The 11,648-nt window shown below is 69.2% G+C and carries 10 protein-coding genes; 7 read left to right on the top strand and 3 right to left on the bottom strand.

Annotated features, from left to right (window positions below; all coding sequences use genetic code 11):
• Positions 1–46: 46 nt before the first annotated feature.
• Entirely contained in the window at positions 47–1,306 is a 1,260-nt protein-coding gene (locus tag HUA74_RS12845; protein WP_174454766.1) for a VWA domain-containing protein, read from the bottom strand.
• 278 nt (positions 1,307–1,584) lie between these two features.
• Between HUA74_RS12845 and HUA74_RS12840 the strand changes: the two genes are divergently transcribed.
• On the top strand, positions 1,585–2,289 hold the full coding sequence (locus HUA74_RS12840) for a hypothetical protein (RefSeq protein ID WP_174466611.1): 705 nt from the start codon (positions 1,585–1,587) through the stop codon (positions 2,287–2,289).
• Between the two features lie 87 nt (positions 2,290–2,376).
• Here the strand turns inward: HUA74_RS12840 and HUA74_RS12835 are convergent, their stop codons facing one another.
• Together HUA74_RS12835 and HUA74_RS12830 are read right to left on the bottom strand one after the other, a co-directional pair.
• Entirely contained in the window at positions 2,377–3,072 is a 696-nt protein-coding gene (locus HUA74_RS12835) for a pirin family protein (protein ID WP_174454765.1), read from the bottom strand.
• Between the two features lie 161 nt (positions 3,073–3,233).
• On the bottom strand, positions 3,234–3,782 hold the full coding sequence (locus HUA74_RS12830; protein WP_141642690.1) for a YceI family protein: 549 nt from the start codon (positions 3,780–3,782) through the stop codon (positions 3,234–3,236).
• A 256-nt stretch (positions 3,783–4,038) separates the two neighbouring features.
• On the opposite strand from HUA74_RS12830, the gene HUA74_RS12825 reads away from it, so the two are divergent.
• The 6 genes from HUA74_RS12825 (at position 4,039) to HUA74_RS12800 (ending at position 11,618) form a co-directional block, all read left to right on the top strand.
• Entirely contained in the window at positions 4,039–4,413 is a 375-nt protein-coding gene (locus HUA74_RS12825; RefSeq protein ID WP_141642691.1) for a peptide chain release factor-like protein, read from the top strand.
• A gap of 212 nt (positions 4,414–4,625) precedes the next feature.
• Positions 4,626–8,867, top strand: coding sequence for a hypothetical protein (locus HUA74_RS12820; RefSeq protein ID WP_174454764.1), 4,242 nt, complete (start codon positions 4,626–4,628; stop codon positions 8,865–8,867).
• Positions 8,864–9,445 carry a type II secretion system protein J gene (locus HUA74_RS12815; RefSeq protein WP_174454763.1) on the top strand — a complete coding sequence of 194 codons (582 nt, stop codon included), beginning with the start codon at positions 8,864–8,866 and terminating at the stop codon, positions 9,443–9,445. The genes HUA74_RS12820 and HUA74_RS12815 overlap by 4 nt, the downstream gene beginning before the upstream one ends.
• 14 nt (positions 9,446–9,459) lie before the next feature.
• Complete coding sequence (locus HUA74_RS12810; RefSeq protein ID WP_254625030.1) at positions 9,460–10,518, top strand: PilW family protein; 1,059 nt, start codon at positions 9,460–9,462, stop codon at positions 10,516–10,518.
• A gap of 5 nt (positions 10,519–10,523) precedes the next feature.
• Positions 10,524–11,141 (top strand): hypothetical protein, encoded by a 618-nt coding sequence (locus HUA74_RS12805; RefSeq protein ID WP_174454761.1) that lies wholly within the window; start codon positions 10,524–10,526, stop codon positions 11,139–11,141.
• Between the two features lie 54 nt (positions 11,142–11,195).
• Positions 11,196–11,618, top strand: a complete 423-nt coding sequence (locus HUA74_RS12800; protein WP_141642696.1) for an HD domain-containing protein — start codon at positions 11,196–11,198, stop codon at positions 11,616–11,618.
• Positions 11,619–11,648 lie beyond the last annotated feature (30 nt).

Here is an 11,648-nt window from a genome sequence, read left to right as displayed (position 1 = left end):
TGGAAAGGCGAACCACGGCCCCTGGGTGTCTCGAGAGAAGCGCGGCTCAGTACGCCACGCCGTGCTTGGCGGCCTGGGCCTTGACGCCCTTCATCACGTTGGCGTCGAAGGCGTCCTCCTTCTCCGGACGGTTCTTCGCGAGCCACGCCTCGCGCTCGGCGGCGAGCTTGGACGCCTGCGTCTCCAGGTCCTTCTTCTCGTCTGCGAGCTGCTTCACCTTCTTCGCCCGCCCCTCCACGCTCAGGCCCTTCAGCTCCGAGGGCAGCTCGTCGTCACGCACACTCGCCAACGCCGCGGGCGCTGAGACCAGGTCCACCGCTCCGCCCACGGCCTTGGGCGCGCTGCTCGGCGCGGGCGCACCGGGCGAGCCGCTGCCGCTCGTCTTGCGCATGTAGCTGATGCGCTCGGCCGCGGCCTCCGGAGCCAGCTCCGCCATGGCCTCGGCGCGGGCCTTGTTCGCCGTCTGTACCTCCGCCTTGCCGGTGTAGAGCGTCTTCGACGCCAGCGCCGAGTTCACCTTCGCCAGCTCCGCGTCATACGGCGTCGCCACCGCCACCATGCCGCCCGACTGGTCGATGGAGTCGAACGTGCCGTCCGTCAGCTTCGCCACGTACTTCCACGCCGTCTGCGTCTCCTCGTCCGAGCCGCAGCGCACGGTGTTCACCACGATGTGCTGCTCACGGGCGCGCTTCGCCCAGTGCTTGAAGTCCCAGTCGTCGTTGTGCTTCGCCGGAGGCGCGTCGCCCACCAGGAAGATGGCCTTCATCACCGACCGGTCCTGGTTCCACGACAGCTTCGACACCGCCTCGCCCAGCCCCCGGCCCACGTGCTCGGGCGTGTCGCCTCCGCCGCCCGCCTCGAAGCGCCGCAGGTTCGCGAACACCGTGTCCAGGTCGTCGCTCAGGTCGAACCGCTTCGTCACGTAGTCGTCCCCCACGTCCCGGTAGGCCACCAGGCCGACCTTCAGGTGCGGCGTGGGCCGGCCCTGGGCGATGCGAGACGCGATGGAATAGATTTTCGCCTTCGCGCCCTCCAGCAGGCCGCTCATCGAGCCGGTGGTGTCGAGCACGAAGACCACCTCGATTTCAGGGCGGGGCGCCTTCACCTTCGCGTCCTGGGCCGGAGCCTCCTGGGTGGGCTTCACCGCCGGGGGCTGCTCCTGGGAAGGCTTCACCGCTGGGGGCGCCTTGGGAGCCACGGCGCCAGGCCGCACGGGGACGGCGGACTCGGCCAGGGCGGGGGCAGCGGACAAACTGGTGGCGAGCGCGGCCGACAGCACGGCCCGCGACAGGGACTTGAGGTCCATGAAGTACTCCGGGAATGGAAGGGGTCTGTTCGTCTCAGTGAACGAACCACCCCGCCCGAAGTTCTACGTCCCCGACACGAGGCCTCCGGTCCCCACACCTCGCCCCAAGGAATGTCCGGCCCCAGCGAGGGTTGGACGTCGTCACTTTCCCCACGAAGCCCCTCACGTCTTTTCCAGAGCGCACGGCCGGTGTCGCTCCGCGCACGCTGGCCTTCCAGCCGGCTTGCCCGACGGAGACGGGGGTTTCATGCTGCGACGACCCCGGGAGACCCACGACCATGATGCCCGTCATCCGCCGAAGCCTCTTCATCCTCGGCTGCCTGTTCGCCGCCTCCTGCAACAGCAACTCGCCTTACTACCGGGTCCAAATCACCGCGCCTGAAGCGGTCAGCCTCATGCCAGGTGAGTCCGCGCAGTTCGACCTGACGCTGGACCGCGTGGGAGACCAGCCCGGAGAGCTCCGGGTAAATCTGGAGTCCCAACCCGACGGCATCACCCTCACGCCCGAGGTCGTGCTCCCCGAGGGCGAGACGACCATCACCACGCCCGTCACCGTCGCCGTCGCCCAGGACATCCAGGTCACCGGCACCCAGCGGATGCTGCTGCTGGCGACGGACAGCGTGAAGGACTTCGCGTCGGGCGCCACGTTCTACGTCGTCGTCCTTCCGCCGACCGTGGCGCAGCCAGATTTCTCCATCACCCTGGAGCCCCGGCAGATCACCGTGCTCGCGGGCGCGAACGAGTTCGTCGGAGTCACGGTGAACCGGATTGCCCCGTTCGCCGGTCCGGTGACGCTCACCGTCGAGTCGCCCACCCGGAGAATCTCCGCCCAGCCCGTGGTCGTCGCCGCGGACCAGACCACCGTCAACTTCCTCATCTACACGCAGAGCAGCCTCACGCGACTCCCCGTGCCCATCACCGTCATCGCCACCAGCGAGGACGGACGCCAGGCCAAGACGGGCCTCACGCTCAACATCCGCTAGTTGGGACGACACGCGCGCCCCTCGAAACGCACGAGGGCCGGGGAGCAGGGCCTCTCAGCCCTCGCCACCCGGCCCCGATTCGTACGCTCAGGCCATGTCGAACAGCAGGGCCTCCACCGGCGCCTCGGCGGTGAGCACCAGCTTGTCCTCGGCCGACACCGCCACCCCGTCGCCCGCCTTCACCTTCACCCCGTTGAGGGTGCCCGAGCCCCGCGCCACCTGCAGCCACGCGTGCCGTCCTGGAGCGAGCGCGTACTCCGCCTTCTCACCCGCGCCCAGCAGCGTGCCGTGCAGCACCAGGTCCTGGTGCACCGTCAGCGAGCCCTCCCGCCCATCCGGCGACGCCACCACCCGGAAGCGGCCCTGGCGCTCCTTCACGTCGAACGCCTTCTGCTCGTAACCCGGCTTCAGGCCCTTCTCGCTCGGGACGACCCAGATCTGCAGCATGTGCAGCGGCTCCGAGAAGTTGTTCATCTCGCTGTGCACCACGCCTGTCCCCGCGCTCATCCGCTGCACCTCGCCGGGCTTGATGACCGCCTCGGTCCCCATGCTGTCGCGGTGCTCCACCTGACCGCCCAGCACGTAGGTGATGATCTCCATGTCCCGGTGCGGGTGCATCCCGAACCCGCGGTTGGGCGCCACCGTGTCCTCGTTGATGACCCTCAGCGTCCTGTACCCCATGAAGTCCGGGTCGTAGTAGTCCGCGAAGGAGAACGTGTGGTGCGTGTCCAACCAGCCGTGGTTGGCATGGCCTCTTTCCTCTGCATTTCGAACGAAGATCATCGCCTGCCTCCCTTTCCTTTCAAACTGCAACTCAGATGCATCAACCCCACCCCGCGTTGCGGGGCGCGACAGGAGCCCGCCACCCACGAGGCCCGAAGCACCGACCACCAACCCGCCCGCCACGGACCTTCGGGTGAGCGGGCGTCCCGCCGTCGGCTTCTTCACGCCGCCTTCTCCGCCGCCACCGCCACCGCCTGCACGTCCAGGGTGATATCCACACGCTCACCCACCAGCAGCCCGCCTGCCTCCAGCGCCTGGTTCCATGAGAGGCCGAAGTCCTTGCGGTCGATGCTGGTGCTCGCCTGGAAGGCCAGTCGCTCGTTGCCCCACGGGTCCTTCACCTTCCCGAGCAGCTCCGTCTCCAGCACCACTTCGCGCGTGACGTCCCGAATCGTCAGGTCACCCACCACGCGGTAGTGGCCCTTGCCCGCGTCCTGCACGCGCTTGCTGCGGAAGATGAGCTTGGGGAAGGCCGCCGCGTCGAAGAAGTCCGGCGAGCGCAGGTGGTTGTCACGCTGCTCCACGCCCGTGTCGATGCTCGACACGTCAATCTTCACCTCGGCCGAGCCCTGCGCCAGGTCATCCCCATTCACCTCCACCTTGCCCTCGAACCGCGTGAAGCGGCCGTGCACCTTCGCCACCACCATGTGGCGAACCATGAAACCCACCGTCGTGTGCGTCGTATCCAGCTGCCAGGTCTTGATGGCCATGTTCGTTTCTCCTGTGCTTACCGCGTCTGGCCACCCATAGAGCAACAGCCGGGCCACACCCCAACCCACTGGAATTACTTAAGAACGCCTCGGGAACGCCCACCATCCATATCAATTTGATACAATCACCCTCTCAAGAAGAGAGCGCCCCCGGAAGGATGGAAACCAGGGGGCCTCCGAGGGCCCGCGTACGCGCCGGGCGGGAGCAGTCAGTCGGTGCACGGCACGGGCGTCGAGGGCTACTTTGAGAGACGCCATGACCACCTCACCGATACGCCGACAAGCCGCGCTGGACGCCCTGGCGCTCGATGACGAGGCCCTGCTGAAGGCGTGCGAGGTGGACTACTTCATCGCCTCCGGTCCGGGCGGCCAGCACCGCAACACCACCGCCAGCGGCGTGCGCCTCACCCACGGCGCCACGGAGCTCTCCGTCACCGCCACCGAGCGCCGAAGCCAGACCCAGAACAAGGGCGTCGCGCTGGACCGACTCCGAGAGGGCCTGCGCGCCCTCACCTTCGTGCCCAAGGTCCGCAGGGCCACGCGCCCCACCGCGGGCGCCAAGCGCCGACGCCTGGAAGGCAAGAAGCGCACGTCGGAGAAGAAGACGCTGCGGGGCAAGTCGGACTGGTGAAACCAGCCCCGCACCCCTGAAGGCGCTGCTACGCAAACGATTGCGGACTCGCAAACTTTGCATAGCCGCACACCTCCCAGGCGTACAGGCGCACTGGCAATTTTTCGAGGCGGTCCTCGGGGCGAGCGCGCGGCGCACCCGGGCATATGGCGTGCAGAGAGGTGGCGAAGCTGACCCGGATTGGGTCGGTTCACCCCCGGTGGGAGCACCCCATGACTCCTCGGCCCCCTTCTTCCACGCTGTGGCGCGCGCTCGTCGCCATGTCCTTGCTGGTGGCACTGCCCGCCTCGGCGACGGACCTCGTCACCTTCAGTCGCGGCGCGCTCATCATTCCCGAGCAGGCCACCTTCCAGCGGGGCTGCGGCTCGCTGTCCGCGTACGGACTGGTGTGGCGCATCCTCCAGTCGAACCAGCCAGGAGGCGCCAACGCCAGCCACCCGGTGACGGTGTATCTGGCCATCAATGATTTGAAGGCGTCGCCCAACCGGTGCGTGCCCACCAACCGCCACACACCGCCGGCGCCCGTCAACGACACGCGGTGGAACGACGGCTGCGACTTCACCATCACCAACACCGCGGAGCAGCCCGTGGTGCCGGTGAACTACGGCAGCGCGCTCCCCGCCACCGGCATCTATCCGTACGGCGCCATCGAGAACTTCACCACCACGGCCGCCAACGCCCGCCCGTTCTTCACCGCCGCGACGCTGAACAACACCGTCACCGGCCCGCGCTTCAGCACGGTGCGGTACATGGGCGGCGCCTTCATCATCGACGCGGCGGATGCCAAGTACGTCATCGACTTCATCCGCGACGGCACCGGCGACCTGTCCCCGGAGAAGTTCCGCACCGCGTGCGCGAACGACTGCGCCACCTTCAAGAACAACAGCGGCTGCCACCACGTGCGCATGCACCAGGCCACCATCGAGTTCACCGCGCCAGTGGCCCGCCGCATCAACCGCGTCCCGCCCAGAATCGCCCTGCTGGACTTGTCCGACGGCAAGAACAGCAACGGAGACCCCCTGGTGAAGGGCGGCATGTTGGACGACTACCTGCGCAACGCGGGCCTGGACTTCCCGGGAGCCGGTGGTTGCCCCGAGGGGACGACGTCGGGCTGCACGCTCAACAACAAGAAGCCCGGCCTCATCTACGACGCGCTCCACGCCAACGTGGACCTCATCTCCACGGCCACCTTCACCAAGGGGCTGCTCAACGCGGTGGACCCCGTCACCCAGAAGCCTCGCTACAAGGTGTTCTGGGCGCCCCACTGGGAAATCGGAAACGAAGCCCGCAATGAGTACGTGGCCAACGGCGACGGCGCGACGACGCAGCGCGAGAACGCCCTCAACAACATCGCGCACTTCACCAACCAGCGCGGCAACGGCCTGTTCGCCGAGTGCGCGAGCATCTGGTCCTACGAGACGACGAGGCGCCCGGACAACACGCCGGTGCTCAGCTCCCGGTTCCAGGGGGCGAGCAACTTCCAGTACAACAAGCTCAGCGATGGCGATGACTGGGACGGGCGCAACTGCACGGACCCGGACTACATGGCCCAGCCGCTGGCCAACCGGCAGGAATGCATCCTCTACCCCAACGCCGGAGACCCGTTCTCCCAGATGGGAGACTTCCGCTTCAACAGCGTGGTGGGCCACACGGAGAACTACCGCGTGACTTACAAGGACGGGGTGCGCCGTCTGGCGGTGAGCTGGTACGGCCACAAGGACGAGCACGTCTTCGACAACGCCGCCCAGGTCGCGGAGGACAACCGGCGCGGGCACGACTTCTTCAGCTTCAACCAGAAGGACAATGACCCGAAGAAGGCGACCATCGTCTATCTCGCGGGCCACGACTTCAAGTCGAGCGTCCCCGGCACGCGCATCGTGCTCAACACGCTGCTCAACCTCGGCTCCGAGCCCCTGAGCAGCGAGCGCGCCCTCTCCGCGCCCGTCGCCTTCGACGACACCAACGGCAGCGACTCCGACGGGTCTCGCGCCCTGGTGTTCGCGGCCACCTACGACGCGGTGTCGGGTTATCCGCCCGGCGTGGACACGTACGTGCACGCCCAGGGTTCGCAGTGGGTGTTCCCATACTTCCCGGGCCACCTGCGCGCCCACTCGCTCATCGGCGGCGACGCGCTCGCCACGGGCGAGAGCAACCTGGACTCCTCCACCCTGTGGGACGCGGACACCGCGCTGCCCCGCCCCGGCGAGCGCAACCTCTTCACCTACTTCGGTGGACAGGTGCGGACCAATCCCTCGCTGGGCGCTGGCCTGCGCGCTCCGCGCGGGGTGCTCCAGGTGGGCTGGAAGCCGCAAAACGTGGACGGCACCGACATCAACGCCAACTACGGCACCGCCCCCAACTCGGGCTGCGTGGACGTGCTGAAGCTGGGCGAGGCCCAGAACCCCGACGGCACGTCGCGCTTCGACTTCATCACCACCCCGACGGGCGATGGCGTGTGCGACTTGCAGCAGGCGGTGCAGTACTCCCCGCAGCTGCCGGGCACCGACTTCGGGCAGAGCACGGAGGCCGTCAACAAGGCGAAGCACACCGCGGACTTCGACGCGGTGGCGCAGCTGCTCCAGCGCGTGCGCGGCTTCTGCATCGCCACCAGCTCGGGGAACGACGCCTCGGGCACGCCCATCCTCGAGCCCTCCGACAGCCAGTGCAACAACGACGAGGCGGACAACCGCGCGCACCTGGGCGGCTTCGTCCACTCCGCGCCCGCGGTGGTGAAGGCCAGCGCGAACATCCCGGACCAGGGCGCGCCCCGCCCCACCGTGGCGTACGCGGCGGGCCTGGACGGCCAGCTCCACGCCTTCTACGTGTCGGGCGGCGCTGGCTACGACGGCCCGGCGGAGACGCTGTCCTTCCCGAACGTCAGCCCCGCGGCCTCCGCCTTCCCGAAGAACTGGAGCCAGAGCTTCCTCGGCGGCGCGACGCCGGCTCGGGGCACGGAGCTGTGGAGCTTCCTGCCGGCCACGCAGATTCCGTGGCTGCGCAGCAACAACGCGCGCGTCAACAGCGCGCCGGTGGTGATGGACGTCTTCGCGGACTTCGTGGGCAGCGGCAAGCGCGAGTGGCACACGGTGCTCGTGGCCAACGTGGGCAACCCGGGCCGGGACTTGTTCGCCATGGACATCACGAACCCGTTGCGCCCGGTGCTGCTGTGGCACCTGGTGGGCAGCCACGCGCAGACGGGCGCCGTCCCGGCGTTCGCGCCGGTGGAGCTGGCGGACCGCGACACGGGCGGCACGCAGTGGGCGGTGAAGTGGAAGGAGAAGGACGCGCGCTTCCTCATGGCGCCCCAGGCGGACCCGGGCCGTGAGCCCTCCGGCCTCTACAACTACGGGGGCCTGGGCGGCACGCGCGGTCTGTCCGTGGGCGTGGTGCGCCAGGGCCTGGAGCCCGTCTATGCCGTGTTCGTCGCCTCCAGCAGCTCGGGCGCCTCCGGCGCGCCCGCGTTCGGCATGGAGGTCTTCGCCATCGACGCCGCCACCGGCCAGAAGCTGTGGCAGTGGGAGCAGGACTACACGCAGAGCTGGGTGGACAACACCTCGCCCACCGCGCCCACCGTGCTGACGGACACAGGCGGCGCCTCGCGCCTGTACGTGGGCGACATGGAGGGACGGCTGTGGGAGCTGGACGGCGCCACCGGGCAGAACTCCAACGTGCTGCGCCTGGGCCCCTCGTGCTCGGAGACATCGCCGTGCAAGTACTCCGCGCTGGACACCGACTCCACCGACACCGAGCGCCGGCCCATCACCACCAACGTGGCGCTGGCGCGGCTGCCGCAGGACATCACCACCGGCACCGCCCTGAAGGGCTACGAGGGTGAGCTCATCGCCATGGTGGGCACGGGCGGCGTGGACTGGGTGCAGCCGGGTGCCGCGGGCCAGGTGCACCTGGCGATGCTGGACCGCAAGCGGCGGCTGCCCATGGGCGTGGACGGCTTCAAGCTGAACAACGCCCCGATTACGGCCTCGAGCGCGCACACCCTGGCCGAGAACCAGGGCGTGCTCCAGGAGCCCGCCCCCTTCCCCCTGTCCTTCGCGGGTCCCCGACACATCTACGGCAACATCACCGTTGCGGGACGCACCGCGTACTTCAGCACGGCCAACGGGAAGCTGGGCGACCTGATGGCGCTCGACGGGATGATGTCCGGCAACACCTGGAAGCTGGATTTGGGCAACACCGCCACCTCGGCCAGCGCCGCGGCCACGAACCTGTCCGGCCTGAACCTGGCCAACTTCGGAGGCGTCACGGTGTACCACCGCGAGAACGGCGCCTCGTCGCAAGACTACGTGGTGGGGCTGGAGGTCAGCCGCATCACCAACACGCGCATCGACAACTCCGGCGCCAAGGGCCCCTCCAGCCCGAACGAGGAACTGCGCGTCAATGGCCAGGGTGGCTTCATCTTCCGGCTGCTCAACTGGAGCCAGAGGTTCTTCGAATGAACTCACATCCTCGCGCCCCTCGGGGCTCCAGTCTCATCGAAGTGCTCATCGCGATGATGGTGTTGGCGCTCGCCGCCACCGGCGCGGTGGGCGGAATGGTGTTCGCCTCGCGCGACGTGCACGACGGGCAGTTGCTCCAGGTGAAGCGACACCTGCTCGAGGCGAGCACGCAGCGGCTGTGGCTGGCCGCCAAGGGCCCGCTGCTCGCGCAGGCGGTGGCGCGTCCCACGCTGGCCCCCACCAAGATTGCTCCCGGCACCGCGCCGTGGCGGGCGGACCCGAGCGTGCCCGTGGCCGGTGACCCCAGCTCCGGGGCGTACTTCAAGCTGTCCGCCACCGGCCAGGTGGAGCCGCTCGCGGGCATCCCCGCCAACACGGCGTGCAACGACGCCTCGCTGCCGGACGGCACGTACTGCCGGGAGATTCTCGTGACGACCGGCCTGCCGCTCGACGTGCCCACCGCGGCCTCCGCGCTCCTTCCCGCGGGCTCGCGGCCCGTGACGGTGTGGACCCGCGTCGTGCGCAAGGGCGACACCGCGGAGCGCGCCCAGTTCCACAACGAGGTGTTCGTCCAATGAGAGCCCGGCGAGGAATGACCCTGCTGGAGACGATGGTCGCCCTGGCCCTCACGGCCATCATCATCGCGGCCGCGGCGGCGCTGATGATGGCGGGCAGCCGCATCGTCCACAACACGGAGCACACGGCCGACAGCCATGACGCCTCCCGGTTCGCCGGCGAGGCCATCATGAGCATGGTGCGCCAGGCCGGCGCGGGCGCGCCCGGCGGCATCTGGGTGCGCCAGGCCGGCGTGCCCGTGCGTGTCAGCGCCATCTTCGGCCGCGACGGCACCACCGGCCTGGGCACCACTCCCAACACGCCCACCGCCAACGGCAGCGACGACTTGTGGCTGGTGGTGCCGGACCGCGACTACCTGGGCGAGCCCTGCGTCACGCCCGGCGCCGCGGTCTCCGTGGTGCGCCCCGGTACGGGCGCGCTCCAGGTGACGTGCACGCAGAGCCTCAAGCCGACCTCGCTCCACCTGGTCAGCAACATGACGAGCGCCGCGCTCATCTCCAACATCGTCGTCACTCCGCCGTCTCCAGGAGTGCCGGGCCAGGTGAACTACGCCGAGGCGGGGACGGTCGGCTTCTCCAACGCGCCGGAGAAGGGCGGCTACCAGAGCGGGGACCTCGTCTATCCGGTGCGGCTGGTGCACTTCTTCATCGGCCCCCACCCCACGTCGGGCCGGCCGTCGCTCTTGCGCACGGAAGGCACGCTGGTGGCGGATGCGCTGGGCAGGCCCTTCTCGGAGCCGGCGGCGACCCCGCCCTTCGTCGTGCAGGAGAACGTGGAGGACCTGCAGGTGGCCTTCGGCTTCGACGCCTCGGGCCAGGAGGACCCGTCCCAGTACATATGGCGGCACGGGCTGGGCTCCGGCTTCGAGCCGGGCCTGCGCACGGTGCGCGTCAGCGTGGTGGCCACCGGCCGCAACCCGCGCCGCAACACGCAGAGCACCGCGGTGCTGGCGGACGACAAGCCCATCACCACGGAGAACCACGTGCCGCCGGCCGCCGTCGCCGCGGATGGCTTCTACCGCAGCCTCTACACCCGCCGTCTGGAGCTGCCCAACCTGGCGGCCGCCAACCTGTGAGCGCCATGAGCCCCAAGTCGCGCAAGCCCTTCCACCGCGCCGCTCGCGGCGCCACGTTGATTGTCGTGGTCATGCTCGTCACCGTGCTGCTGGGCCTGGTCGCCAGCCTCATGGTGTACGCGGGCGGTGAGCGCGTGCGCGCCGTCGCCAGCAGCCGCACCGGCCAGCGGCAGAGCTGCGCGGAGAGCGGTCTCCAGCTCGCGCGCAGCTACTACGGGCGCAACTACTCGAACTGGAACACCTATCTCGCCGCGCCGACCATCCACGACCCGGTGCGCTCCACGTTCAACCCGACGCCCGCGGACCCGTTCTCCACCGCGCTGCGCACCGCGAAGCGCGCCCTCTTCGCCGACGTGGACGGTGACGGCGAGGACGACGTGTACCTCTACATCCGCGACAACGAGGACGAGTTCGACCCCGTCGCCCCCAACTGGCGGCGCGACAATGACCAGGTGGTCGTCGTTGGCGCGGTGTGCATCTCCAAGACGCTGCGCCCCCGCCGCAGCGACGGGACGCAGAGCCCCACCACCCTCGCGCTCGAGGGACTGCTCAGCTACAACGGCGGAGGCGGCGCCAACACGTCCCAGGGCACCACGGGAACGGGCTCCGGCAACCACAACTGACGCGGCCCTGACTTCCGCTGGCCTCGACGCCGCGCCTCACGAAGGACACCTGGAATGCCCACCCTCGAAGACGCGATTGCCCTCGCCGTGGAGGCGCACCGCGGCCAGCGGGACAAGGCGGGCCAGCCCTACATCCTGCACCCGCTGCGGCTGATGATGCGGCTGGAGACGGAGGAGGAGCGCACCGTCGCAATCCTTCACGATGTGGTGGAGGACACGCCCTGGACGCTGGAGCGGCTGCGGGAGCAGGGCTATCCGGAGCAAGTGCTGCGCGCGCTGGAGGGCCTCACGCGGCGGGAGCACGAGACGTACGAGGCCTTCATCGAGCGCCTGCGTCCGGACGCGCTGGCGCGGCGGGTGAAGCTCGCGGACCTGGAAGACAACATGGACGTGCGCCGGCTCACCGCGGTGACGGCCAGGGACACGGAGCGGCTGGCCCGCTACCGCGCCGCCTGGGCCCGGCTCAAGGAGCTCTGAGACACGACGGCCCGGAGCGCCACATGGGCA

Source organism: Myxococcus sp. CA051A (genome assembly GCF_013336705.1).
Lineage (GTDB): Bacteria > Myxococcota > Myxococcia > Myxococcales > Myxococcaceae > Myxococcus > Myxococcus llanfairpwllgwyngyllgogerychwyrndrobwllllantysiliogogogochensis.
This window is presented reverse-complemented; position numbering and strand designations above follow the sequence as displayed.

Bases quoted from the DNA above. Each gene is read 5' to 3' on its own strand.
- HUA74_RS12830 (WP_141642690.1), bottom strand. From the start codon at position 3,782: ATGGCCATCAAGACCTGGCAGCTGGATACGACGCACACGACGGTGGGT.
- HUA74_RS12810 (WP_254625030.1), top strand. From the start codon at position 9,460: ATGACCCTGCTGGAGACGATGGTCGCCCTGGCCCTCACGGCCATCATC.
- HUA74_RS12820 (WP_174454764.1), top strand. From the start codon at position 4,626: ATGACTCCTCGGCCCCCTTCTTCCACGCTGTGGCGCGCGCTCGTCGCC.
- HUA74_RS12845 (WP_174454766.1), bottom strand. From the start codon at position 1,306: ATGGACCTCAAGTCCCTGTCGCGGGCCGTGCTGTCGGCCGCGCTCGCC.
- HUA74_RS12815 (WP_174454763.1), top strand. From the start codon at position 8,864: ATGAACTCACATCCTCGCGCCCCTCGGGGCTCCAGTCTCATCGAAGTG.
- HUA74_RS12835 (WP_174454765.1), bottom strand. From the start codon at position 3,072: ATGATCTTCGTTCGAAATGCAGAGGAAAGAGGCCATGCCAACCACGGC.
- HUA74_RS12825 (WP_141642691.1), top strand. From the start codon at position 4,039: ATGACCACCTCACCGATACGCCGACAAGCCGCGCTGGACGCCCTGGCG.
- HUA74_RS12840 (WP_174466611.1), top strand. From the start codon at position 1,585: ATGATGCCCGTCATCCGCCGAAGCCTCTTCATCCTCGGCTGCCTGTTC.
- HUA74_RS12800 (WP_141642696.1), top strand. From the start codon at position 11,196: ATGCCCACCCTCGAAGACGCGATTGCCCTCGCCGTGGAGGCGCACCGC.
- HUA74_RS12805 (WP_174454761.1), top strand. From the start codon at position 10,524: ATGAGCCCCAAGTCGCGCAAGCCCTTCCACCGCGCCGCTCGCGGCGCC.